The organism is Kordiimonas sp. (assembly GCF_048264555.1).
Lineage (GTDB): Bacteria > Pseudomonadota > Alphaproteobacteria > Sphingomonadales > Kordiimonadaceae > Kordiimonas.
Genome location: NZ_JBLXCX010000004.1, coordinates 34,502 through 57,046 on the forward strand (window position 1 = coordinate 34,502; position 22,545 = coordinate 57,046).

Consider the following 22,545-nt stretch of genomic DNA (forward strand, 5'->3'; position numbering starts at 1 on the left):
GAGATTTATGCTCTATGCCGAGAAAAGACGTCGCGGTGATTTTATGCAGAGCGTCGTTTATTCATGTCACAGCCTACGGCTTTTTGTTGCCGAAATAGGTCTCAAACGCAAGTTTTGCGTCCATCGTGCGCTGGCAGTTAGGCATGTTGGCTGCTTCCAGCGTACGTTTGCGGTCAACGGTACATTCCAGATATCGGCATAATCTTGAGAGCTGGAACACAGGGTCGTGCAGGAGTTCTTCGTAACTGAGTTCTAGATGTTTCTGGATAACGCCATTTTTCAACAGATTCTCATAGAAGGCGTGTTGCTCCATGACAAAGCTCATACTGCCCTCCATCGTTGCGCATCGCTGAGTGAATTTCACGCCGGATATGGTGAAGGAGCCATGGGGCGGGAAAAGGCCCTTTTTGATATTTCGCTGGTGGCGGCTTGTTAATGAGCGCGCAATGTCCTGGGGGCTTCGGCGTATGTAGACCACCTTGGCATCCGGAAAGGTCTTTAGCCAATAGGGCAGTGTTGTCAGAGTGCGTGGGTCCTTAAAGCCCCAAAAGTCGGCTGTCGTGCCAAACCTTTCGGCGATTAGTTCAGCGTTGGCACTCAGTATCTCGGCAATGTAATTTTCTCCGTCTGGGTGAGCGGCAGGATAAGCGGGCTGGTCCCAGCTGCTATTGGTTATGTCGAAATATTTGTTGTTGATCTGGATCATGATCAGGCTCTCATGATCGGCCTGAAGATCATTTCCAACAAAAAGGCCGATAGCCTCCAGCATCCTTGTGAGGAGGCTCGTGCCGCTTCGGTGTATCCCAATGATGAGGACAGGTGCGGTCATGTGTTCCGGCATAACAGGTTCACACCTCCGGCATATGTTCCATCAATCGGGGGCCAATACGCACGGGTTCAATGCGTTTCGCGAGGCCGGTGCGGTCGTCGGTCTCCACGAAGGTGCCACACACGGTGGCGGTTCCTGATGCCGGGGTGTAGCGCTCCTTGTTCATTTTGGTGAGGAAACGGCTGATGGGCTCGTCTTTCTCCATACCGATAACGCTGTTATAATCACCGCACATGCCAGCGTCGGTCTGGTAGGCGGTGCCACCATCGAGGATCTGGCAATCGGCCGTTGGTACGTGGCTATGCGTGCCAACCACGAGGCTTACCCGGCCATCCAGATAGTGGCCCATCGCCATCTTCTCCGACGTTGCCTCACCGTGGAAGTCAACAATGATAGCATTGACCGTCGCACCCAGCCGATATTTCTTGAGAACAGCATCAATGGCCCGGAAGGGGCATTCCATCGCGTTCATGAACACCCGGCCCATGGCGTTGATCACCATAACCTTCTTGCCGCGCGGCGCATTATAGATGCCAAAGCCCCGCCCCGGTGTGCCTTCGGGGTAATTGATAGGGCGGAGAATACGATCATCCTGCCCAATCGCGGTCAATATCTCTTTCTGGTCAAAGGTGTGATTGCCACCAGAGACCACATCAGCGCCCGACTGGATCGTACTGCCTGCTATTTTGCTGGTGATGCCAAAGCCGGATGCCGCGTTTTCGCCGTTCACAACAACGAAGTCGAGTTTCAGTTTTTCACGCAGGGTGGGGAGTGCATCAGCCGCAGCACTGCGGCCGGACCGCCCCATCAAATCACCTAAAAACAGCAGTCGCATAAAGTATTGTGTCTTCTTTCAAAACGAGACCAAGGCTTACTGTAAAGCTGAGACGTGTTGCTTGCGCGGCAAGATCACGCCTTCTTCCGTGATAACCCCTTGAAGAGGCCAGTCGTGAGCTTCACGGGGCACATGATCAACGATTTGCGCGCCAAAGGCAAAGCCAAATGCCTTTATCTCGCTGTGGGTCGCTAGCGTGCGGTCATAAAAACCGCCGCCCCAGCCAAGGCGGTAGCAGTCTGCATCATAGGCCAGCAGAGGAACAATCAGGGCGTTTGGTATCACTTCCGGCGCTTCTGCTGGCGGGTGCTGGGTGCCAAATGTCCCTTCTTCCAGCGGGTCGCCAACCTGCCATAACCTGAAGATCAGTGGCGAGTTCTTCTTCGCGACAACGGGCAGACACGTGCGGTATCCTTGGCGTACGAGCGCATGCATCAGCAGCCTTGGGTCCAGCTCGCTTTCCATTGGCCAATAGGCGCCGATGACGGCATTTTTCTCAAAACTGCTAAACAGATTAAGCCCGTGGTGGGTGGCTTTTTCAGCTGCTTCAAGCGCGTACATCTCAAACGCGCCAGCACGAATTCGTTGGGCTTCAAAGCGCATCTCTCTTTTTTGCTCAACAACTGTCATGCTTGGCCTAAAGGTTGGATATGGGTGCGGGACCACATCTGCCGCGTTGACGTCTGTATCCTCCGTAGCCTGATAAATCAGGTGGGTGCCGTTATGGTAAGGACCACGGCCCGAACCAGGGACAGCTCCCTAGGAGTGTTTATAGCCCCGGGGATTACTGCATATCTTGCGCACAGCGCAGAACCCGCGCCGCTTATGTAAGCGCTCTGGGGCCTTTGTGCAATATATTGCAGTGATATTGTGAGTGTGCGAGAGGTTAGTTCGCGCTGAGCCGGTCAGTAATACCTTCAACTTCAGAGGCAACCTCATTGAGCACCGAGGCCATGTCTTCTTCACTCAGGGCGCCCATAAGCGCCGGTCCACCCTTGCCGTCAAGCGCATCATGCAATTCATCAGCGATCAACACCGCTGCCATCAACAGGATGCGGTTCTCGTTTATTTGGCCGAGTTTGGAGGTCAGGTCCTTGCACTTGGCGTCCACATAAGCGGCGAGTTTCTGAAGTTGCTCCTGCTCCCCTTCGGCGCACGCGAGCGGATAGTTCTTGCCGTTCACTGAAACAGAAATCTGCGCCATATCAAGCACTCCCTACCATGGTTTCAAGGCGCTCGATCGCACCGTCAAGATCGTCACGCACGCTTGCCTTCTCTTCTTCAAGGTAGCGAACCCGGGCTTTCAACTGAGCATTCTCAGCAATCAGGGCCTGATCAGGCATGTCAGAGGATGACGTGGCTTTGCCATCCTCAAGTGCTTCAAGCTCGTCCTGAAGGCTCGCATACTGCCGTTTCAGAAGCTGGTAGTTTTGCTCAAGCGTGGTTTTTTCTGCGCGCAAGGCCGCCAGTTCCTCAGAGGCCCCGGCATCCGGTTCCGGTGCTAGGGCGTGGGTGGCGATTTGCTCATGCAGCTTTAAATTCTCTTTCTCGAGTGCGGTAACACGTGCACTTAGGGCTACTTTCTCTTCGGCTATTTCCTGCGCCGCAGAAATCGTCTCTCGCGTACTGGCAACACCTTGGGCGAGACGGGAGAGAGCGCTCTCGAGTCGCGTCCGCGCATTTTCAAGCGCAGTGTGATTCTTGTTGTCGGCCATGGCGATTGTCCCCCATTTGCCAGTCGGTCACGCCTGCGCGCGCGGACAAGGCTGCATTTGTCTTGTTTGTATTGAAGATAGGAGCTTCCCTATGGTGCCGTCAATCGCCCTCGCGTAGAAGAGGGGGAATATTTGCCGGAATTAAGGCCCAAAAGGCGCTTCGCGGTTGACTAGTGAGGCCTTCCCCGCCATTTTGGCCAAAATTTTTTGGCAACCGCAGTGATCGGGTCACCACCAGCCGTTCACTACCCGCTCAAGCCCCAGAGACAAGTAGATCAAGATGCACGATACAGAAATCAGCCAAGACGATATTCTCAACAGCCGCATGGCCAACGCAATCCGCGCCCTTTCAATGGATGCTGTCCAGAAAGCCAACTCAGGCCACCCCGGCATGCCCATGGGTATGGCTGATGTTGCGACGGTGCTGTTCTCCAAATTTATGCGCTTTGACCCCAAGTGGCCAACATGGCCAAACCGCGACAGGTTTGTGCTGTCAGCAGGGCACGGCTCAATGCTGATCTATTCCCTTCTTCACCTCACAGGCTATGAGCGGCCAACACTGGATGATCTGAAGAATTTCCGCCAGCTTCACAGCCCAACCGCTGGTCACCCCGAGTTTGGCGAATGCCCAGGCGTCGAGACCACAACCGGTCCGCTCGGGCAGGGTCTTGCGACTTCTGTTGGTATGGCGATCGCTGAGCGTCTGTCGAACAAGGAATACGGCGACGACATCACCGACCATTTCACCTATGTGCTGGCTGGTGATGGTTGCCTGATGGAAGGCGTGAGCCAGGAAGCGATTTCGCTTGCGGGCCACCTGAAGCTTTCCAAGATGATCGTGCTTTGGGACGATAACTCTATCTCCATCGATGGCTCTACGGACCTTTCAACCAGTGAAGATCAGGCTGCGCGCTTTGAGGCGGCTGGCTGGCACGTGCAGGCGGTTGATGGCCACGATATGGAAGCGATTGAGGCCGCCATTCAGGAAGCCCAGAACGCTGACCAGCCTTCCATGATCGCTTGCCGCACCACGATTGGCTACGGCGCACCAAACAAGCAGGGCACAGCGGCCACGCACGGCGCACCGCTTGGTGACGCTGAAATTGCTGCAGCTCGCGAGTTCCTCGGCTGGGAGCATGCGCCATTTGAAATTCCTGCTGATGTGCTGGACGCATGGCGCGCGGTTGGCGCGTCTGGCGCAGCGCTGTCTGCGGATTGGAAAGCCAAGTTCGACACGCTTGATGCTTTCGTGAAAGAGGACTTTGAGCGTCGCCAGAACAAAGACCTGCCAAAAGGCTTCAATGCAGCAATCGCAGAATATAAAGCCAAGCTCGCAGCAGAGCCGGTGAAGGTAGCGACCCGCAAAGCCAGCCAGATGGCTTTGGAAGTGATCAACGGTGTTGTACCTGAGACCATTGGCGGCTCGGCTGACCTGACAGGCTCAAACCTCACCAAGACCAGCCAGACCGAAGGCATCACAGCGGATGATTTCTCGGGCCGTTATATGTATTACGGCATTCGTGAGTTTGAGATGTGCGCCGCCATGAACGGTATCGCGCTTTATAACCAACACATCCCATACGGTGGCACCTTCATGGTGTTCACCGACTATGCCCGTCCTGCAATCCGTCTCGCCGCTCTCATGAAGCAGCGCGCGATTTATGTGATGACGCACGACAGCATTGGCCTTGGTGAAGATGGCCCAACCCACCAGCCGGTTGAGCATGTGCCAAGCCTGCGTGCCATGCCAAACCTCAATGTTTTCCGCCCATGTGATGCGGTTGAAACTGCTGAGTGTTGGGCGTTGGCGCTTGAAGCGAAGGAAACACCAAGCGTTCTCTCGCTCACACGTCAAAGCACCATTCAGCAGCGTGTTGAGCACACAGATGAAAACCTGTGCGCGAAAGGTGGTTATATCCTGCATGAGGCAACAGGCGGTGCGCCAAAGGTAGTGATCATGGCGTCAGGGTCTGAAGTCGAGCTTGCGGCTGCTGCGCGCGAAACGCTTGAGGCTGACGGTGTAGCAACCCGCGTTGTGTCCATGCCGTGCACCGAGCTGTTTGACGCACAGGACGCATCCTATAAGGCGTCTGTGCTGCCGGAAGGTACCGTTCGCGCCTCCATCGAGGCTGCGAGCACATACGGCTGGGCTAAATACACAGGCCTTGACGGTGTGAACATCGGTATCGACAGCTTTGGTGCGTCAGCGCCAGCGGAAGACCTCTACAAGCATTTTGGCATTACCGCTGACGCGCTTGTTGCAGCGGTGCGCGAGAAGCTTTAAGAAAGTGTTAACCAATAAATAGCCCCTACTGACCCTTAATTTTCTGGAGGACCCCGCGGATGACAGTTCGTGTTTCCATCAACGGTTTTGGCCGTATCGGCCGTAACGTATTGCGCGCCATCTATGAGAGCGGCCGTACCGATATCAAAGTTGTCGCGATCAATGACCTCGGCGACGTTGATATGAACGCTTATCTCCTCAAGCGCGACAGCGTGCATGGCCCGTTCCCGGGTGAGGTGAGTGTTGACGGTGACGCGATTATTGTAAACGGCGACCGCATTCGCGTAACAGCCATCCGCAACCCGGAAGAACTGCCGTGGGCAGAGGAAAAAATCGACGTTGCAATGGAATGCACCGGCATTTTCACCGCGCGTGAAAAAGCGGCGATGCATCTGACGGCAGGCGCTAAAAAAGTGCTGATTTCCGCACCGGGCGCGAACGCTGACAAAACCATTGTATATGGTGTGAACCACGAAACACTGACAGCAGATGACAAGATCGTTTCAAACGCGTCTTGCACCACCAACTGCCTGTCACCTGTTGCAAAGGTGCTGAACGACCTCGTGGGTATTGAACGTGGATACATGACCACTGTTCACGCTTACACTGGCGACCAGCCGGTTCTCGATACGCTGCATTCTGACCCACGCCGCGCGCGTGCCGCAGCGCTTTCCATGATCCCGACATCGACGGGTGCTGCGAAAGCTGTTGGTCTTGTGCTGCCAGAGCTTGCTGGTAAGCTTGATGGGTCTGCCGTGCGTGTGCCCACACCAAACGTATCCATGGTTGACCTGAAGTTTGATGCTGGCCGTGAGACCACGGCTGATGAGATCAACGCCGCAATCAAAGCTGCGGCTGAAGGCGCGCTTAAGGGTGTTCTTGGTTACGAGGACATGCCTGCGGTGTCGATCGACTTCAACCACAACCCAAACAGCTCCACATTCGATAGCAGCCAGACAAAGGTAATCGACGGCAAGTTTGTCCGTATCCTGACCTGGTACGATAACGAATGGGGCTTCTCCAACCGCATGTCTGATACAGCGGTTGCGATGGCCAAGCTGGGTTAACGCCGGTTGAGCTAATCAAATATGGGGCGGCCAATTCGGTCGCCCTTTTTTGTCTTTAATGATTTTTCGGAGTTACAAGATGGCCTTTAAACGTATTTCCGACCTCGGTGACCTGACCGGTAAAGTTGCTGTTGTGCGTGTTGACCTCAATGTGCCGATGGCAGACGGAGTTGTAACCGACGATACGCGCCTTCAGGCTGTGAAACCAACAGTGGATGCAGTTGCATCAGCAGGTGGCCGCTCGGTCTTGCTGGCGCACTTTGGTCGCCCCAAGGGTCAGGAAGTGCCTGAGATGTCGCTGAGGCCAGTTGTGCCCGCGCTTGCAAAAGTGTTGGGCCGCAAGGTTGGCTTTGCCGAGCTTTGTGGCGCTTTGCCTGACGATGACGTTGTGGTGATTGAAAACACCCGCTTCCATGAAGGCGAAGAAAAGAACGACCCTGGCCTTGCCGCTCGTTTCGCTGCTCTCGGTGATGTTTATATCAATGATGCTTTCTCCGCCGCGCACCGTGCGCATGCGTCCACCGAAGCTATCGCGCATCTGCTGCCGTCTGCCGCAGGCGAGACCATGGGCGCGGAACTGGAAGCGCTTGAAAAGGCCCTTGGTGAGCCTGAGCGGCCGGTTGTTGCTGTGGTTGGCGGCGCCAAGGTTTCGTCTAAGCTCGCGGTTCTCGAAAATCTTGTTGCCAAGGTTGATCACCTGATCATCGGCGGCGGCATGGCCAACACCTTCCTGTTCGCGCAGGGGTTTGATATTGGTGCCAGCCTTTGTGAAAAAGACCTGAAAGACACAGCGCTAAAGATCCTTGCAAATGCCGATAAGGCAGGCTGCAAGGTCCATTTGCCAACAGACGTTGTGGTGGCACGTGAATTTAAAGCCCACGCTGATAACGAGACCAAGCCGGTGAATGCCGTTACGGATGGTGAGATGATCCTGGATGCTGGCCCGGCGACAGTTGAAATGCTCGCGGGTGTACTGGCTGAGTGCAAAACGCTGGTGTGGAACGGCCCCATGGGCGCGTTTGAGATGGCGCCGTTTGATATGGCTACTGTCGCACTGGCGAAGGCCGCAGGCAAGCTGACAGATGAGGGCAAACTGCTCACCGTTGCTGGCGGGGGCGACACGGTTGCAGCACTCGCGCATGCTGGTGTGAAAGACAGCTTCACCCATATCTCAACAGCCGGTGGTGCCTTCCTTGAATGGATGGAAGGTAAAGCCCTTCCGGGTGTGGAAGCGCTCGGCTAACCAAAACTGAATGCAGCGAATCAGCGAAGCCCTCGGCCATCACACCGGGGGCTTTTTGCTGTTCCGAGTCGGGCCTTCGCCGGGGTGTTTGAAATTGACAGCGCTGCCAATTCATGCCGCCGGGCAAGATTGTATTAAATACCGATGAAACTGAGCTTTTTTGGCTGTTCACGCGTTGCGGCAATAGGGTGATTTGTGTATCAAGGGCCCACCGATTTCACCAACGCAACAAAAAGAAAATCGGGCCCCAATAAGCTGGAATATACAGGGAAATACCATGAAACCAGGTGTCGTATTTGGCGAAGAGTATGCTGCTCTTGTCCAAAACTGTAAGGATCAGGGTTATGCACTGCCCGCAGTGAATGTGGTGGGAACAAACTCCATCAACGCCGTAATGGAAGCCGCTGCAAAAAACCGCTCTGACGTCATCATCCAATTCTCCAACAGTGGTGCGCAATTTTATGCGGGCAAGGGCATGAAGGACAGCTTCGGTGCCAAAGTCCTGGGTGCTGTATCTGCCGCTCGCCACGTACAGCTTCTTGCTGAGCACTACGGCATTTGTGTCATTCTGCACACAGACCACGCGAACCGCGGCCTTGTGCCATGGGTAGAGGCGCTGGTTGAAGAGAGCCGCAAAAACATCAAGCGCGAAGGCATGCCGCTTTACACAAGCCACATGCTTGACCTGTCTGAAGAGCCAATTGATGACAACCTTGAAACCTGCGCGCGTGTGCTGAAAGACATGACCCCACTCGGCATGAGCCTCGAGATCGAACTTGGGGTCACCGGTGGTGAGGAAGACGGCGTTGGTTCTGATGTTGATGACGATTTTGAAAACCCGAGCCTCTATACCCAGCCGGAAGATGTGCTTAAGGCCTATGACCTTCTGACCCCGCTTGGGCATTTTTCTGTCGCGGCCTCTTTTGGCAATGTTCACGGTGTTTATAAGCCCGGTAACGTCAAGCTGCGCCCTGAAATTCTCAAGAATAGCCAGTCGCTGGTGATGGCAGAGCGTGGCACAGCCACAAACCCGCTGAACTTTGTGTTCCATGGTGGGTCGGGCTCTGAGAAGGAAAAGATCACTGAGGCTGTTGGTTATGGTGTGTTCAAGATGAACATCGATACCGATACCCAGTTCGCCTTCTCAACAGCCGTGGGCGACTATGTGAATGGTAACCAGGACGCCTTTAAATGGCAGGTTCATCCTGAGACCGGTGCGCCGTTCAAGAAGCAGTATGACCCGCGTGTCTGGCTTCGGAAGTGTGAGGAGTCGATGGCTGCTCGCCTTGATGAAGCGTTCAAGGACTTGGGCGCTCAAGGGAAATCCATGGCTGACGCCTAAGGGCGAACTGGCGAGATTTCTAAGCGGGGCGGCATTGCTGCCCCGTTTTTCGTTCAGGCATGCTTTTTTGCGTGGTATTACTTCCCGGCCAGATAAAAATAAGGCATATGCGGGGACGCAACGCTTACTGAAGACGAGGAGCATACCATGCCGCAAAACCCAGAAGCCTGTCGGCTTTATCTGATCACCCCGGACGAGATACCGGATTTGGATCAGTTCGCCAGCATCCTCGACGAAACACTGGCGGCTGGGGATGTTGCCTGCATGCAGTTGCGGCTTAAAGGTGCGCCAGATGACGAGATTGTTGCTGCGGCCCATAAGCTCATGCCCATCTGCCATAAATATGACGTTGCCTTTTTTATCAATGACCGCGCGGATCTGGCAGCACAAGTGGATGCGGACGGGGTGCATCTCGGGCAGGAGGATGGTGATGTCCCAAGTGCGCGTACGCTTCTTGGGCACAGCAAGGATATCGGCGTCACCTGTCATGACAGCATGCATCTTGCCTATAAAGCGGGTGACGAGGGCGCGAACTATGTCGCGTTTGGCGCATTTTTCCCGACAGATACCAAGACAACAGAGTTCCAGCCCGAGTTGGATATTCTAACGGTGTGGGATGAAGTCACCGAACTACCCTGTGTGGCGATTGGCGGTATCACGCCTGAAAATTGCGGCGAACTCGCGGAAGCAGGCGCGCATTTTGTGGCGGTATGCTCGGGTGTTTGGAAGCACCCTGAGGGCCCGGCGGCAGCCGTGCGCGCCTTCAATGAGGCGCTTGGCCTGAATGACTAACGTCATGTCGCACTGAAATAAAAAGGGCGGCCGATAGCCGCCCTTTTTGTGTTTAGTATCTGATGCCAAACTTCTGATCGAGGCTAAACCGTCCGCCACCCTTGAGGGCGAATGAGAAGGCTAGCGCCGCCCAGAGGATTGGATATTCCCAGCCGCCATTGGTCCAGAAGAAGCCCGCTCCAAAATGGAACTGGCTGGCGACCAGCAGCATGACGGTGATAGCAATCGCCGCGGACCGAGTGAATAAGCCGAGTGCAAGAGCAAGCCCTGCGAAAAATTCAACCGAGCCAGCGCCGAGGGCGGCCAGATAGCCGTTTGAGAACCCAAGCTGGCTCGCGAAAAATTGCCCGGTGGCTTCAAGGCCATACCCGCCAAACCAGCCAAAGAGCTTTTGTGCGCCATGCGGCACGAGGAAGAGGCCGGCAACCACACGCGCGAGTGTGTTGCCCAAATCATTGTATCCGCCCAGAATAGCTTCCAGAGTTGGAAGGCCGAACGGGCCACGGCTGATGGTTTGTGTTGTCATTTTCAAATCTCCGAATAACGTATCTGTTGTTGGCCACATGGGCCTTGTGATCATGTGTTGTGATGAAGATAGGGTTTCGGCGTTCGGCTGAAAATCTCTTTGATTTGAACATCGTGTTCGCTTTTGGGCAACACGAACGAACCAGAGCCTTCGCGGTAATGTGATTTGCGGGTGGGTTCCGCGCCTGCCACGGTTCGCATGGCATAGAGGAAGGAAGGCTCATGACATCACGTACTGCGACCTGCACCTGCGGGCAACTATCCATCACTGTAGAAGGCGAGCCGGGAGGTGTTGGGCTGTGTCATTGCCTCGCCTGCCAGACGCGAACGGGCAGCGCCTTTGCCTATCTTGCTGGCTATCGCGGGGCCTATACTGTCAGCGGTACAGCGACGGAATATGTGCGCACGGGGGATGCTGGTGCGTCATTTCGTTTCCGCTTCTGCCCTGTCTGTGGCAGCACAGTCTACCATACCGAGGAGGGCCGAGAAGACAGCGTGAGCGTTGCTGTTGGTGCTTTTGCAGACCCTGATTTCCCGCCGCCTCAGGACTCGGTTTACGATTGCCGCAGACATGGTTGGGTCATCATGCCGGACGGCATCAGGGTCTTGGACAGAGACCCTGAATAGGCCGAGCCATGTGCTGTTCGCGCGGCTGCTCCACCAAACGTCACCCATTGCATACTATAACCGAATCTGATACATCGCGGCCCAACTTGTTCTTTGACACTTATGAGATCTTAAGAGGTGCTCCATGAAAATCGACGGTAACGCCGTTCGTCCGGGTAATGTTATTGAGCATAAAGGTGGCCTGTGGCGCGCAATTAAAATTGCCCACACCCAGCCTGGTAAAGGTGGCGCATATCTGCAGGTTGAACTGAAAAACCTCGTGGATGGCACCAAGCTCAATGAACGTTTTCGTTCCAGTGAAAAAGTTGAACGCGTGACCCTTGAGCAGAAGGACTATCAGTTCCTGTATGTTGAAGGTGACATGTATAATTTCATGGATCAGGACACCTACGAGCAGATCTCTATCTCCGATGAAGATATCGGTGAAGACAGTGTTTTCCTTCAAGACGGCATGACAGTTGTTATTGAGCTTCATGGCGAAAAGCCGCTGGGCGTAAAGCTGCCTGAGAAAGTGACGCTTGAGGTCACCGAGACCGAGCCTGTTGTAAAAGGCCAGACAGCGTCTAGCTCCTATAAGCCTGCAATCCTTGAAAATGGTCTCCGTGTTGGTGTGCCACCTTTCGTGAGCGCTGGCGACCGGATCGTTGTTTCGACCGTTGAGCGTGAGTATGTGAGCCGCGCAGACTAATCGTCTGTGCGTATCCCTTTTGTTTTGAGTATAACCCGAGAATAGATCGGAGAGTTTGAATGGCCCGTCGTTCACCATTGATGAATGTCATGGTTGCTGCTGTCCTTAAAGCGAGCCGCAACCTGCGCCGCGATTTTGGTGAAGTGGAGCAGCTTCAGGTTTCCAAAAAAGGCCCGGCTGATTTTGTGTCGCAAGCTGATAAGCGGGCAGAGAAGATCCTGTTTGAAGAGCTGAATCGCGCGCGGCCAGACTTTGGTTTTCTGCTGGAAGAAAGCGGTGAGATCAAAGGCAAGCGTGACGATATCCGTTTCATCATCGACCCGCTGGACGGTACCACAAACTTTCTACATGGGTTGCCACACTTTGCCATCTCGGTCGCGGTTGAAGAGCGCGGTGAGCTTATCGCGGGTGTGGTGTATGCCCCGCTTACGGATGAGCTGTTCTGGGCTGAAAAAGGCCAAGGCGCGTACCTCAACGAAGCCCGCCTTCGTGTTTCTGGTCGTAACAAGATGGAAGATGCGCTGCTGGCGACAGGTATTCCGTTTAAAGGCCGGGGCGACCACGAGACCTTCATGGCAGAGATGGCTGAATTTATGCCAAATGTTGCAGGTATTCGCCGTTTTGGGTCTGCGGCGCTTGACCTCGCATATGTGGCGGCTGGCCGCTACGATGGTTTCTGGGAAGCAGGGCTTGCTTCATGGGATATTGCGGCGGGCATCCTTCTCGTGAAAGAAGCCGGTGGCTACGTGAGCGACTATAAAGGCACGTCCGACATGCTGAAGTCTGGCGATATTATCGCCGCGAATGATCAGCTTCATGCGCCAATGCAGCGTGTGATCAAACGTGTGCACCGCCAACTTGCAGGCTAACACTTGCGTGAGAAATCACTCAGCAGAAAAGCCGCCTTTCAGGGCGGCTTTTTTGTCATGTGCGCCCAATCGCTTGTAATGTATGACTGAATAGCGCTGGACGTGCTTCCACTTCGGTTTACTTCATTTTTGAATGGCAGGCATACGCAGGTGTGCCTTTGAAAACGCTTGAGAAACGCGCACCGGGACCTATTGTTACCCCTGCAGCGAGGAGGACATATCTTGAAAGACGAGATTACCATTATTGGTACCCCAATTTCCCCATATGTCCGTAAGGTTCTGGCGATTCTGGACATAAAAGGTGTGCCCTTCCGCTGCATCCCACTTGTTCCTTTCCGAGCGGAAGAAGACTTCTCCGAGATCAGCCCCTTGCGGCGTATACCTGTGATGAAGGTTGGTGATTTTACCATCCCTGATTCAACAGTGATTGCCCAGTATCTCGAGGACCGCTTCCCGGAGAAAAGGGTATACCCCGAAGGCCTGGAAGCTCGCGCGCGCTCTCGCTGGTTTGAGGAATATGCGGATGATCATTTCGGACGGAACATCATCTTTAACCTGTTTTTCCAGAAACGGGTGAAGCCGGCGATCCTGAAACAGGAGCCAGACCAAGCGCTTATCGATAGCGCACTCAATGATCATTTGCCCAAAGCCCTCAACTATCTGGAGCGAGAAGTGCCAGACGATGGCTTTCTGTGCGGTGATGTAAGCGTCGCTGACCTGATGTTGGGTGCCATGGTCCGCAACGCGGTGTGGGCAGACTGGGCGCTGGATGAAACCGCGTGGCCCAGGTTTGCTGCTTATTTGAAGCGCGTTAATGCGGTGCCGTCGCTTGCCAAGATGAATGCACTTGCTGATGAGATGCTGCTTGCGCATCCCAAGCAGCATGAAGAAATCATGGCCAAGCACCTGCAGGCAGCTTAAAGCCTACTTTCCCGCTATATTCATGCTCGCTGTAAATCGCCATTTACAGTCATAAAATAGCCCTTAAACTATAGCCAAGTATTTGGAGTAGTTTGAATTCCACCGTGGGAAGCGAGGGCGCAATGCAAAAGCCGAGAAAATTTATCATTCGCATGACACTGTTCCTTGCGGCAGTGGTCGCGCTCGCGGTCTTGCTTAAGGATGCAATGATCGACGCTTTCATGGCAAACGTTGCACTGAACGGTGTGATTGTCGCGACCTTACTGATCGGGACTATCTTTGCGTACCGCAGGGTGTTTGACCTATCGCCCGAGGTAGACTGGATCGCAGCGTTCAAACGGCATGAGAGTGCGTCTGCCAGTGTTACGCCGAAGTTGATGGCGCCCGCCGCTGCGCTTCTGTCTGCGCAGGAAGAGGGGGGCATGCGCTTGTCCACGCTATCCATGCGCTCAGTGCTTGACGGCATCGTCTCCCGCCTTGAGGAAAGCCGGGAGATAAGCCGCTACTTTACCGGCCTTCTGATCTTTCTCGGGCTGTTGGGCACCTTCTGGGGCCTTCTCGGCACCATCGGCGCAATCGGCAAAACCATCAACGGTTTGACGGTCGATGGCGGCGATATGGCGCTGATGTTTGATGAGTTGAAGGCGGGGCTTGAAGCGCCGCTCGCAGGTATGGGTACCGCTTTCTCAAGCTCGCTCTTTGGTCTCGCTGGCAGCCTTATCCTTGGTTTTATGGACCTTCAGGCAAGTCAGGCTCAAACGCGGTTTTATAACAATGTTGAAGATTGGCTAGCGTCCGTCACCCACCTTTCACGCTCAGAAATGTCGGAAGGTATGGCAAGTCCGAATGCCTATATGACGGCTTTGATGGAACAGACGGCTGACGGTATTGACCGTTTGCAGCGCACCCTTAAAAGCTCGGAGGACAGCCGGAGCCAGGCACAGCACACGATGACGTCGATCGCGGAATCGCTGGCTACACTGGCTGATAAGATGGATGCACAGAGCGCCCATATGGCGAAAGGTGATGAGGCCTCAAAGGCCCTGGCGGGCGCAATCGAGAAGCTGGCAACGGCACACCGTGCGCCAGAGACACCTGTTGTAGCACCTGCGATGGATGAGGCGACTAAAGGGCATATCCGCAACCTTGATGTTGGTATCAAGCGGCTTATTGATGAGCAAGAGCGCAATTCTGACAATATGATTGAAGCGTTGCGTGCTGAACTGAAGTTGCTTTCCCGCACCATTGCAGCCGGTATGGATGGCAGCGCGGCCCCCGCCAAGATGCGGCAGCGCCCGACAGGGCTTAGCGCCCGCCGCGACGATGACGGAACACCAAACGCATGATTGGCGCGCGGCGACGCATAGGCGGGGCAGGGTCAGACAATAGCTGGCCGGGGTTTGTGGATGCCTTGTCCACGCTTCTCCTTGTGATCATCTTTCTGTTGTCCATGTTTGTGCTGGCGCAGTTTTTTCTTGGGCAGGCTCTTTCAGGGCGAGATCAGGCTCTGGCCGAGCTTAGAGGGCAGGTGGCTCAGCTTGGTAATCTTCTCAAGATGGAACAGCAGGCTAACTCAGCCCTCCGCGATAGCATGGCTGAACTGTCCGCATCACTGACCAGCGCCAATAAGGACAGGGACAGCCTCTCTGCGTCGCTCGACAGCACCCGTGCGAGCTTGAGCGAGAGCGAAGCCCGTTTGGCAGAGATGACAGAAGCGCGTGAACGTTTTGAGGCGGAAGCCGCTCGCTTGCAGGAGCAATATGCCCTGTCGTCGGGTGAGTTGAATGAAGAACGTGAGATATCGGAGCGCGCACGCGCTGAAGTGGCGCGTTTGCAGCGCAACATCACCGCATTGCAGGAGCAGCTCGGTCGGCTTGAGGCGGCGTTGCAAGCAAGCGAAGAACGAGACCGTCGTAACCAGGCTGTGATTGTGGATATGGGGCGCAGGCTTAACCGCGCCCTCGCAAGCAAGGTGGAAGAGCTGGCGGGGTACCGGTCCGAGTTTTTTGGTCGTCTCAAGGAAGTCCTGTCTTCCCGCCCTGAAATCAGGATAGAGGGGGACCGTTTTGTTTTTGCGAGCGAGCTTTTGTTTGGCTCTGGCAGTGCGGAGCTTGGACCGGAAGGCCGGGCGGAAATGCGCAAGTTTGCGGAAACGCTTTTGACCATCTCCCGGGAAATTCCGCCTGAGTTGAACTGGATTTTGCGGGTTGACGGCCACACAGATGTGAGGCCGATCTCGAACGCGCAGTTCCGCAACAATTGGGACCTGTCTGCGGCGCGTGCCATCAGTGTGGTTGAGTTTCTTATTTCTGCGGGCGTTCCGGCGGAGCGATTGGCGGCAGCAGGCTTTGGGGAATTCCAGCCGATCGATCCGGCTGAGAATATCTTCGCCTATAGCCGCAACCGCCGGATCGAGATGCGCCTTACCCAGCGCTAAGATCGGGCTAGTCGCACTTTCCTTTGTCGTTGAAACATGATGTAAGCTCGGTGGTGACCTTTGCCTTTAATTGGGCCATCAGGCCTTTATCCTGCCGCACGTTGGCGATGCTCTGCCAGATGTGGGTAACGACCGTATCATCCAGGGAATTATTTCTGCCAAACGCAAGGAAGTGCGGCGTTGACCAAAGGGCGGGCTCATGAATGACCAGAGGCTGTTCGCTTTTTGCCACATAGTGAAGCGCTGCCCCGCGGAGGGCGACGACTGAGGCAATCCTGCCGCGTTCCAGCATCTGAAAAAGACTGCTTTGTTTTGCAACAATCTGCGCCTGTTTTCCGGCCTCGGTGATGGTGCCTGCTGAGCGATACCCAAGCAACACGCCAACAGGCTCCGGCAGCGCATCAACGGTAATGCTGACAGGCGGCGGCGTGTCGACATGGGTGATGACAACAAACTCTACATCACTGAGTGCCTGTTCAGGCTGCAGGGGAACAAGCGCACCGTCGTTTCGCTCATGTGCTGGGAAACGAAATAAAGCACCGCGATCTTCGGTGTAGGAGATGCCGACAATGCCGTCGACCTCACCCGCCGCCACCCGGTCCTGACAACGTTTCCACGGTAGCAGTATGAGTTCATACTCCATTCCGGCTTTTGCAAACGCAGCATCCAGTATCTCTGTATGAATGCCGCGCATTACGCCGTTTTTCATATAGCTATAGGGTGGCCAGAATTCCGTGCTGTTGCAGAGCTTCACAGGGCGAGAAAACGCGGGCGTAGCTGCCATGATGGCGAGGCCACAGGCCAGTATCAGATGTCTAAAGGTCACTCCCCAATGCTCCTTTATGCGCGCGGTGCGCCTCAATGCTGGCTCATTTATATGAGCAATAGGGTTAATCTAATGATAACAAGATATACAGCATCCGATTTTAGTCTTGCATGTAGTAGTTGTGAGCGGCGGGGGGAAGTTATGTCACGAAAATTGATCAGGTTTATATCCGGCTTTGTCTTTCTTGCGGCCACAATGCCGATATGCAGCCATGCGAATGATGAGGTTGCAGGTGTCGCGGGCAGGCTCACAAGCGGAGCGTATGAAGGCATCAACGGTGGCATGATCAGCGTGGATGGCCAGCTCCTGTTTGAAGCGTACGAGGGTGGCAACAACGCCAATAAACGCCATGACATTCGTTCCGCCACCAAAAGCATCACGTCCCTTCTCATTGGCAAGATGATCGAGGAAGGCAGTCTTTCGTCCGTGAAGGTCAAGGTCTCCCGCCTTTTGCCTGATGAATTTGCCCACATGGCGAAGGACGACCCACGGCGCGATATCAGGGTTGAGGATATCCTTACCATGCGCACCGGGCTTGCATGCAATGACTGGGTGCCTGCGTCCCTTGGTCAGGAAGACAAGATGTACAAGACGAAGGACTGGGCGGCTTTTCTGCTGAACCAGCCGCTTGCTTATGAGATTGGCGAGCATTTCAGCTATTGCACCGGCGGTGTTGTGCTGCTTGGCCGTGTGATTAAAAAACTCACCGGCATGGATGTGCCTGCCTACGCGGACGACAAACTGTTTCGCCCTCTCGGCATCTCTGACGCGAAGTGGGAGCGAACCCCAACAGGCCACACTGATACGGGTGGCCATTTGCGCCTCAGTTTGCCTGACCTGCATAAAATCGGGCTTATGGTCCTCAATAAAGGCAAGGCGGGTGATGAGCAGGTCATATCCGAGAGTTGGCTGAAGGGATCAACCAAGGAACACACTCAGGTATATGAGCGGCGGGAGCGATACGGCTATCTTTGGTGGCTCAATAGCGGCGAGGTGAAAGGCCAACCTGTGAGCCTGATATATGCACACGGCAATGGGGGAAACTTCATCTTCATTGTGCCTGAGCTCAAACTCGTCGCGGCCTTCACGGGTAAAAACTACGGTAAACCCACGCAGTTTATCCCGATGCAGATACTCACCCGCGAGATTATACCCGCACTTATTGAATAAGCCCTATGCGTTCGCGCCGAACTGCAGGTCAGCAAGCCGTTTATAAAGCCCACCAGCGGCCACGAGCTCATCATGGGTACCCTCGGCTACAATACGGCCTTCATCAAGCACCACGATGCGGTCTACCTTCTTTACCGTGGCAAGCCGATGCGCGATCACAAGCGTTGTGCGCCCTTCCATCAAATGTTCAAGCGCTTCCTGCACCTTCAGCTCAGACTCTGCATCCAGCGCGCTTGTTGCTTCATCAAGCAGCAGCACAGGCGCATCGCGCAAAATAGCGCGTGCTATAGCAATACGCTGGCGCTGACCGCCGGAGAGGCGCGTGCCGCGCTCGCCCAGGAAAGTGTCGTAGCCCTCTGGTGCGCGCTCGATAAATTCTTTGGCCGCTGCCGCTTCAACAGCGCGTTTCACGTCGTCATCTGATGCATTGAGGCGGCCATAGCGGATGTTCTCAGCAATCGTGTCCGCGAAGATGATCGTCTCTTGCGGCACAAAGGCGAGGTGGGAGCGGAAATCCTGCGGCTCTGTTGTGGCGATATCGATACCGTCCAGCGTGACAGAACCCGATTGCGGGTCATAAAACCGCAGGAGCAGTTGCAGCACTGTTGACTTGCCCGCACCAGACGGCCCCACAAGCGCGACCGTCTCCCCCGGTTTGACGTGAAGGTTGAACCCTTCAAGCGCCGCGACATCCTTTTTGCTTGGATAATAAAACGTTACGTTATCGAAACGAATATCCCCGTTGACCGAGGATGGCAGCGCAACGGCGTTAGCGGGGGCTTTGATGGTCGCTTCAGCGGACAGTAATTCAGCGAGCCTGCCTGCGGCACCTGCCGCGCGTTGTAGTTCACTGTAAACCTCAGACAACGCCCCAAATGCACCCGCGACAAACACGGCCCGCATAATGAAATCCAGCATCTCGCCGCCGGTCATGCTGCCGGCGATCACATCCTGCGCGCCTTCATAAAGCACGAGGGCGATGGCGCCGAAGATCAAAAAGATCATCGCAAAGGTCAGCCCCGCCCGTACCTGAATGCGCCGTTTGGCGGCGACAAAAGCGTCGTCGACATGCTCGCCAAACCGTTTGGCTTCGGACTGTTCCTGCGTGAAGGCCTGCACGATGTTGAGGGCCGCGAGCGATTCGCCAGCGCGCGCGCCAACATCGGCCACCTTGTCCTGGCTGGTGCGCGATAGGGAACGCACCCTGCGCCCCACCACAATGATAATGCCAAGCAGCAGCGGAATAACGACGACGATATAGCTCATGAGCTTTGGCGACATGACAAAAAGCCAGATCGTGCCTGCAACCGCGATCAGGAAATTACGCGCCCACACGGAAACGCTGGAGCCTACGATGGTTTGCACGAGCGTGGTGTCTGCTGTCAGTCGGGAGACGATCTCGCCCGGGCGGTTTTCCTCAAAAAACTCAGGTGAAAGGGTGATCAGGCGCTCATAAACCGCTTTACGGATATCGGCGACCACACGCTCGCCAAGCCATGTGACAAAGTAAAACCGGGCGGCTGTCGCCACGGCCATCACGCTTACAATGCCAACAAACACAAGGAAATAGTCGTTCACCTTCTGGGCGTTGTCGGCTGAGAAGCCTTTGTCAACAATATCCCCAAGGGCGGTTGGCACGATAAGAACTGTCAGTGCCGCGACGATCAGGAAAAAGGATGCCAGCAACAGCTGGGGTTTATAGGGCCGGACGAACGACCAGAGCGTACGCAGGTTGGAGAGTTTACCTTTGGGTGGTTCGTGCTCCTGGCGCACGGCAGAATCAGTCATCGTTACTTCCCTATGAATTACCCGGCAGATATAAGGCTGTGGGCGCGTCCTGCCAATGAACGTTTTTGAAAAACTTGCTATTTGCCTGTAATCAGGTGCAGAAGGCTGGGCTGAGGGCGGAAAAATCCGGTATTTGTCCAAAAAGCCAAGAAACAGCCTTGCAAAGGGGCGAAACATCCGCTAAACGGACGCCTCGTTTTCGGAGATTAAAGACCATGAAACAAGACATTCATCCCGACTACCACACAATCAAAGTGGTAATGACCGACGGGACGACTTTTGAGACCCGCTCAACCTGGGGCTCGGAAGGCGACACAATGACACTCGAGATTGACCCGAAATCCCACCCGGCTTGGACCGGTGGTGCCCGCCAGGTACTTGAAGGTGGCCGCGTGGCTCGCTTCAACAAGCGGTTCGGTGGATTTTCTCTTAAGAAGTAAGTCATTCCCGTATATTAGTTTTTCGGAAAAGGCGTCCCAATCGGGCGCCTTTTTTGCATCCGCCCTCTTGCAGAAAATCATCCTCCTTCCTACATGAGATTTGTCCGGTCGCCGCATAGGTGGGGCTGGCAAGTTGAATTGGTCTGGCAATGGTTGCAGGCCGTTAATCAGTCGCTTCTGAAGGAGGACATGACATGAGAACTTTTGACCTTTCCCCATTAATGCGCAGCAGCGTGGGCTTTGATCACCTGAACAGGTTGCTTGATTCGGCCCTGAACACAGAACAGGCTGCGCCTTATCCTCCCTACAATATTGAAAAACTGAGCGATGACGACTATCGCGTCACCATGGCTGTGGCCGGTTTTGCGCCGGATGAGCTGACAGTGACAGTGCAAGAAGGCACCTTGTTGATTGCCGGTAAAGCGGCAGACGACGAAAAGGAAAGACGCTTCCTGCATCGCGGCATCGCCAAGCGCGCCTTTGAGCGCCGGTTTGAGCTTGCCGACACTATTCAGGTCGGCAACGCCAAATTTGAAAATGGCTTACTGCTTGTTGAGCTGAAACGCGTGATCCCTGATCACAAGAAACCTCGTCAGATTGAGATCCGTACGGACGAAAATTCCGTAAAACAGATTGAAGCTGACGCAGCGTAACGCGTTTTTCTCTCTTTAAGTTTCCTCCACGACCCCTCGCTGTCGTGTACCTAACGTGAGGGCCGGGCCATTCCTCCCCCTGAACCCCGCCCAGTCCTCACGTTTTTTTGCTTTCCATTCATCCTGCCGTTCAGTTTTTAAAAAAGGCGTTCGCGGCTTCCCGGCTGGCCTTTTTTGCCTTGATCTCTTTTTGGGTGCGGTCAATTTCCGCCTCCAGCCGTTCAACGCGCAGCTCCAGTTCTTCTGCGCTAATGGTTGAGAGGTCTTCGCGCTCCACAGCAGTGAGTGGCGTATCCTTTTTTACGGGCAGGTCGTCAAAGTCCATTTGGTATCTCCCTCCTCATGACGGCGTTTCCATGATGCCCAAGAAGCGACCCCTTGTCACGCGTGCCCTAACGCCCCACCTTGTGTGAAAGCGTGAGGAGAGACATGTGAAAGCGATTGAGATTAAAACACCCGGCGGACCTGAGGTCCTGACCCCTAGCGAACGTGACCGGCCGGAGGCTGGGCCAGATGAGGTGCTTATTCGTGTGCGCGCGGCGGGCATTAACCGGCCAGATATCGTGCAGCGTGAAGGCCGGTATCCGCCACCCCCGGGGGCGTCTGATATACCGGGCCTTGAAGTTGCGGGGGAGATTGCGGCACTTGGCGCTCAGGTCTCAGGTCTTGCCGTTGGTGACAAGGTGTGCGCGCTAGTACCCGGTGGTGGGTACGCGGAATATTGCGTTGCGCCAGCAGCCACGATCCTCCCGCTGCCGGAAGGGTTTGATTTCATCAAGGCGGCAGCTATTCCAGAAACATTTTTCACCGTGTGGTCCAACCTCTTTGACCGGGCAGGGCTGAAACCCGGGGAAAGCCTGTTGGTGCATGGTGGCTCAAGCGGTATTGGCTCAACAGCGATCCAGCTCGCGAAAGCATTTGGGGTTCAGGTTTTCACCACCGTTGGCAGTGATGAGAAAGCTAAATTCTGTATTGAGCTGGGCGCTGACTGTGCCATCAACTACCGCGCGGAAGATTTTGAGGAACGTATCCTCAAGGAGACGGACGGCGCGGGTGTGAATGTGGTGCTGGACATGGTGGGCGGTGACTATATCGCCAAAAACATCAGCTGCCTGGCGCCTGACGGGCGGCACGTGTCGATCGCGTTCCTGAACGGTCCACAGGTCAGCCTCAATATGTTGCCGGTGATGTTGAAGCGGCTGGCGCTGACGGGAAGCACCCTTCGGCCTCGCGATAATGCTTTTAAGGGGGCGATAGCAGCCGCGCTCAAGGAAAAGGTTTGGCCGATGATGGCATCTGGCGGGTTAGCACCGGTTATCAGTGCGGTCTTCCCGCTTGATAGGGCGTCGGATGCCCATGCAATGATGGAAGCGAGCACGCACATGGGCAAAATCGTTCTTGAAGTGCCGGAATCAGCATAAAAACGCCTGTTCCAGCCTGCCAGCGCGCATTATTCGCGGTGACAGGCGCAATCTGACCTGTTAAAGAGAGGTA

General features: G+C 55.0%; 24 protein-coding genes and 1 other RNA gene. 15 read left to right on the forward strand and 10 right to left on the reverse strand.

Translation table 11 applies throughout. From position 1 onward, the window contains the following. Window positions 1-73 precede the first annotated feature (73 nt). The 6 genes from ACN0XZ_RS12100 to ACN0XZ_RS12125 all read right to left on the reverse strand — a co-directional run bounded on the left by ACN0XZ_RS12100 (window position 74) and on the right by ACN0XZ_RS12125 (window position 3,379). On the reverse strand, window positions 74-841 hold the full coding sequence (locus tag ACN0XZ_RS12100) for a sulfotransferase (protein WP_417458031.1): 768 nt from the start codon (window positions 839-841) through the stop codon (window positions 74-76). Between the two features lie 7 nt (window positions 842-848). Then, window positions 849-1,664, reverse strand: a complete 816-nt coding sequence (locus ACN0XZ_RS12105; protein ID WP_417458032.1) for a TIGR00282 family metallophosphoesterase — start codon at window positions 1,662-1,664, stop codon at window positions 849-851. A gap of 36 nt (window positions 1,665-1,700) precedes the next feature. Continuing rightward, window positions 1,701-2,294 carry a 5-formyltetrahydrofolate cyclo-ligase gene (locus ACN0XZ_RS12110; protein WP_417458034.1) on the reverse strand — a complete coding sequence of 198 codons (594 nt, stop codon included), beginning with the start codon at window positions 2,292-2,294 and terminating at the stop codon, window positions 1,701-1,703. A gap of 25 nt (window positions 2,295-2,319) precedes the next feature. Continuing rightward, a non-coding RNA gene (gene ssrS / locus ACN0XZ_RS12115) (6S RNA) lies at window positions 2,320-2,481 on the reverse strand. 69 nt (window positions 2,482-2,550) lie between these two features. Continuing rightward, on the reverse strand, window positions 2,551-2,868 hold the full coding sequence (locus tag ACN0XZ_RS12120; protein WP_417458035.1) for a cell division protein ZapA: 318 nt from the start codon (window positions 2,866-2,868) through the stop codon (window positions 2,551-2,553). A 1-nt stretch (window position 2,869) separates the two neighbouring features. Continuing rightward, on the reverse strand, window positions 2,870-3,379 hold the full coding sequence (locus ACN0XZ_RS12125; RefSeq protein WP_417458036.1) for a hypothetical protein: 510 nt from the start codon (window positions 3,377-3,379) through the stop codon (window positions 2,870-2,872). 280 nt (window positions 3,380-3,659) lie between these two features. On the opposite strand from ACN0XZ_RS12125, the gene tkt reads away from it, so the two are divergent. From tkt to thiE, 5 genes are all read left to right on the forward strand, one after another. Beyond that, window positions 3,660-5,663 (forward strand): transketolase, encoded by a 2,004-nt coding sequence (gene tkt, locus ACN0XZ_RS12130; RefSeq protein ID WP_417458037.1) that lies wholly within the window; start codon window positions 3,660-3,662, stop codon window positions 5,661-5,663. Window positions 5,664-5,722: 59 nt separating this feature from the next. Next, window positions 5,723-6,730, forward strand: coding sequence for a type I glyceraldehyde-3-phosphate dehydrogenase (gap, locus tag ACN0XZ_RS12135; protein WP_417458038.1), 1,008 nt, complete (start codon window positions 5,723-5,725; stop codon window positions 6,728-6,730). Between the two features lie 79 nt (window positions 6,731-6,809). Next, window positions 6,810-7,973: a phosphoglycerate kinase gene (locus tag ACN0XZ_RS12140; RefSeq protein ID WP_417458039.1), complete on the forward strand. Its 1,164-nt coding sequence runs from the start codon at window positions 6,810-6,812 to the stop codon at window positions 7,971-7,973. Between the two features lie 277 nt (window positions 7,974-8,250). Next, a complete protein-coding gene (fbaA, locus tag ACN0XZ_RS12145) occupies window positions 8,251-9,315 on the forward strand; it encodes a class II fructose-bisphosphate aldolase (protein ID WP_417458040.1) in 1,065 nt (354 codons plus the stop codon). Between the two features lie 147 nt (window positions 9,316-9,462). After that, window positions 9,463-10,107, forward strand: coding sequence for a thiamine phosphate synthase (gene thiE, locus ACN0XZ_RS12150; RefSeq protein WP_417458041.1), 645 nt, complete (start codon window positions 9,463-9,465; stop codon window positions 10,105-10,107). Window positions 10,108-10,159: 52 nt separating this feature from the next. On the opposite strand, the gene ACN0XZ_RS12155 is transcribed toward thiE, so the two are convergent. Continuing rightward, the gene (locus ACN0XZ_RS12155; RefSeq protein ID WP_417458042.1) at window positions 10,160-10,633 is read right to left on the reverse strand and encodes a DoxX family protein; all 474 of its coding nucleotides are present in this window, start codon (window positions 10,631-10,633) and stop codon (window positions 10,160-10,162) included. Window positions 10,634-10,854: 221 nt separating this feature from the next. Here ACN0XZ_RS12155 and ACN0XZ_RS12160 point away from each other — a divergent pair, with 221 nt between their 5' ends. The 6 genes from ACN0XZ_RS12160 to ACN0XZ_RS12185 all read left to right on the forward strand — a co-directional run bounded on the left by ACN0XZ_RS12160 (window position 10,855) and on the right by ACN0XZ_RS12185 (window position 16,174). Continuing rightward, window positions 10,855-11,259, forward strand: a complete 405-nt coding sequence (locus ACN0XZ_RS12160; protein ID WP_417458043.1) for a GFA family protein — start codon at window positions 10,855-10,857, stop codon at window positions 11,257-11,259. A gap of 124 nt (window positions 11,260-11,383) precedes the next feature. Beyond that, window positions 11,384-11,947, forward strand: coding sequence for an elongation factor P (gene efp / locus ACN0XZ_RS12165; RefSeq protein ID WP_417458044.1), 564 nt, complete (start codon window positions 11,384-11,386; stop codon window positions 11,945-11,947). 59 nt (window positions 11,948-12,006) lie between these two features. Further along, window positions 12,007-12,816: an inositol monophosphatase family protein gene (locus ACN0XZ_RS12170; protein ID WP_417458045.1), complete on the forward strand. Its 810-nt coding sequence runs from the start codon at window positions 12,007-12,009 to the stop codon at window positions 12,814-12,816. Window positions 12,817-13,038: 222 nt separating this feature from the next. Then, on the forward strand, window positions 13,039-13,737 hold the full coding sequence (locus ACN0XZ_RS12175; protein WP_417458046.1) for a glutathione S-transferase family protein: 699 nt from the start codon (window positions 13,039-13,041) through the stop codon (window positions 13,735-13,737). Between the two features lie 122 nt (window positions 13,738-13,859). Beyond that, entirely contained in the window at window positions 13,860-15,083 is a 1,224-nt protein-coding gene (locus ACN0XZ_RS12180; RefSeq protein WP_417458047.1) for a flagellar motor protein MotA, read from the forward strand. Then, complete coding sequence (locus tag ACN0XZ_RS12185) at window positions 15,080-16,174, forward strand: peptidoglycan -binding protein (RefSeq protein WP_417458048.1); 1,095 nt, start codon at window positions 15,080-15,082, stop codon at window positions 16,172-16,174. The genes ACN0XZ_RS12180 and ACN0XZ_RS12185 overlap by 4 nt, the downstream gene beginning before the upstream one ends. A 7-nt stretch (window positions 16,175-16,181) precedes the next feature. Here the strand turns inward: ACN0XZ_RS12185 and ACN0XZ_RS12190 are convergent, their stop codons facing one another. Continuing rightward, window positions 16,182-17,000, reverse strand: a complete 819-nt coding sequence (locus tag ACN0XZ_RS12190) for a substrate-binding periplasmic protein (RefSeq protein WP_417458049.1) — start codon at window positions 16,998-17,000, stop codon at window positions 16,182-16,184. Window positions 17,001-17,141: 141 nt separating this feature from the next. Here ACN0XZ_RS12190 and ACN0XZ_RS12195 point away from each other — a divergent pair, with 141 nt between their 5' ends. Then, entirely contained in the window at window positions 17,142-18,170 is a 1,029-nt protein-coding gene (locus tag ACN0XZ_RS12195; protein WP_417458050.1) for a serine hydrolase domain-containing protein, read from the forward strand. Window positions 18,171-18,173: 3 nt separating this feature from the next. Here ACN0XZ_RS12195 and ACN0XZ_RS12200 read toward each other — a convergent pair whose 3' ends face one another. Then, complete coding sequence (locus tag ACN0XZ_RS12200) at window positions 18,174-19,958, reverse strand: ABC transporter transmembrane domain-containing protein (protein WP_417458051.1); 1,785 nt, start codon at window positions 19,956-19,958, stop codon at window positions 18,174-18,176. Between the two features lie 215 nt (window positions 19,959-20,173). On the opposite strand from ACN0XZ_RS12200, the gene rpmE reads away from it, so the two are divergent. Both rpmE and ACN0XZ_RS12210 read left to right on the forward strand, forming a co-directional pair. Beyond that, window positions 20,174-20,398 carry a 50S ribosomal protein L31 gene (gene rpmE, locus ACN0XZ_RS12205; protein ID WP_417458052.1) on the forward strand — a complete coding sequence of 75 codons (225 nt, stop codon included), beginning with the start codon at window positions 20,174-20,176 and terminating at the stop codon, window positions 20,396-20,398. A 194-nt stretch (window positions 20,399-20,592) separates the two neighbouring features. Continuing rightward, window positions 20,593-21,051: an Hsp20 family protein gene (locus tag ACN0XZ_RS12210; protein WP_417458053.1), complete on the forward strand. Its 459-nt coding sequence runs from the start codon at window positions 20,593-20,595 to the stop codon at window positions 21,049-21,051. A gap of 130 nt (window positions 21,052-21,181) precedes the next feature. Here ACN0XZ_RS12210 and ACN0XZ_RS12215 read toward each other — a convergent pair whose 3' ends face one another. Beyond that, entirely contained in the window at window positions 21,182-21,376 is a 195-nt protein-coding gene (locus ACN0XZ_RS12215) for a DUF1192 domain-containing protein (RefSeq protein WP_417458054.1), read from the reverse strand. Window positions 21,377-21,482: 106 nt separating this feature from the next. On the opposite strand from ACN0XZ_RS12215, the gene ACN0XZ_RS12220 reads away from it, so the two are divergent. Next, window positions 21,483-22,472: an NAD(P)H-quinone oxidoreductase gene (locus tag ACN0XZ_RS12220; protein ID WP_417458055.1), complete on the forward strand. Its 990-nt coding sequence runs from the start codon at window positions 21,483-21,485 to the stop codon at window positions 22,470-22,472. The last annotated feature ends 73 nt before the right edge of the window (window positions 22,473-22,545 follow it).

Coding starts and splice junctions, on each gene's coding strand:
- ACN0XZ_RS12160 (WP_417458043.1), top strand. CDS start 10,855: ATGACATCACGTACTGCGACCTGCACCTGCGGGCAACTATCCATCACT.
- tkt (WP_417458037.1), top strand. CDS start 3,660: ATGCACGATACAGAAATCAGCCAAGACGATATTCTCAACAGCCGCATG.
- ACN0XZ_RS12120 (WP_417458035.1), bottom strand. CDS start 2,868: ATGGCGCAGATTTCTGTTTCAGTGAACGGCAAGAACTATCCGCTCGCG.
- ACN0XZ_RS12210 (WP_417458053.1), top strand. CDS start 20,593: ATGAGAACTTTTGACCTTTCCCCATTAATGCGCAGCAGCGTGGGCTTT.
- ACN0XZ_RS12185 (WP_417458048.1), top strand. CDS start 15,080: ATGATTGGCGCGCGGCGACGCATAGGCGGGGCAGGGTCAGACAATAGC.
- ACN0XZ_RS12195 (WP_417458050.1), top strand. CDS start 17,142: ATGTCACGAAAATTGATCAGGTTTATATCCGGCTTTGTCTTTCTTGCG.
- ACN0XZ_RS12170 (WP_417458045.1), top strand. CDS start 12,007: ATGGCCCGTCGTTCACCATTGATGAATGTCATGGTTGCTGCTGTCCTT.
- ACN0XZ_RS12215 (WP_417458054.1), bottom strand. CDS start 21,376: ATGGACTTTGACGACCTGCCCGTAAAAAAGGATACGCCACTCACTGCT.
- efp (WP_417458044.1), top strand. CDS start 11,384: ATGAAAATCGACGGTAACGCCGTTCGTCCGGGTAATGTTATTGAGCAT.
- ACN0XZ_RS12110 (WP_417458034.1), bottom strand. CDS start 2,294: ATGACAGTTGTTGAGCAAAAAAGAGAGATGCGCTTTGAAGCCCAACGA.
- gap (WP_417458038.1), top strand. CDS start 5,723: ATGACAGTTCGTGTTTCCATCAACGGTTTTGGCCGTATCGGCCGTAAC.
- ACN0XZ_RS12100 (WP_417458031.1), bottom strand. CDS start 841: ATGCCGGAACACATGACCGCACCTGTCCTCATCATTGGGATACACCGA.
- rpmE (WP_417458052.1), top strand. CDS start 20,174: ATGAAACAAGACATTCATCCCGACTACCACACAATCAAAGTGGTAATG.
- ACN0XZ_RS12125 (WP_417458036.1), bottom strand. CDS start 3,379: ATGGCCGACAACAAGAATCACACTGCGCTTGAAAATGCGCGGACGCGA.
- ACN0XZ_RS12200 (WP_417458051.1), bottom strand. CDS start 19,958: ATGACTGATTCTGCCGTGCGCCAGGAGCACGAACCACCCAAAGGTAAA.
- fbaA (WP_417458040.1), top strand. CDS start 8,251: ATGAAACCAGGTGTCGTATTTGGCGAAGAGTATGCTGCTCTTGTCCAA.
- ACN0XZ_RS12180 (WP_417458047.1), top strand. CDS start 13,860: ATGCAAAAGCCGAGAAAATTTATCATTCGCATGACACTGTTCCTTGCG.
- thiE (WP_417458041.1), top strand. CDS start 9,463: ATGCCGCAAAACCCAGAAGCCTGTCGGCTTTATCTGATCACCCCGGAC.
- ACN0XZ_RS12155 (WP_417458042.1), bottom strand. CDS start 10,633: ATGACAACACAAACCATCAGCCGTGGCCCGTTCGGCCTTCCAACTCTG.
- ACN0XZ_RS12105 (WP_417458032.1), bottom strand. CDS start 1,664: ATGCGACTGCTGTTTTTAGGTGATTTGATGGGGCGGTCCGGCCGCAGT.
- ACN0XZ_RS12140 (WP_417458039.1), top strand. CDS start 6,810: ATGGCCTTTAAACGTATTTCCGACCTCGGTGACCTGACCGGTAAAGTT.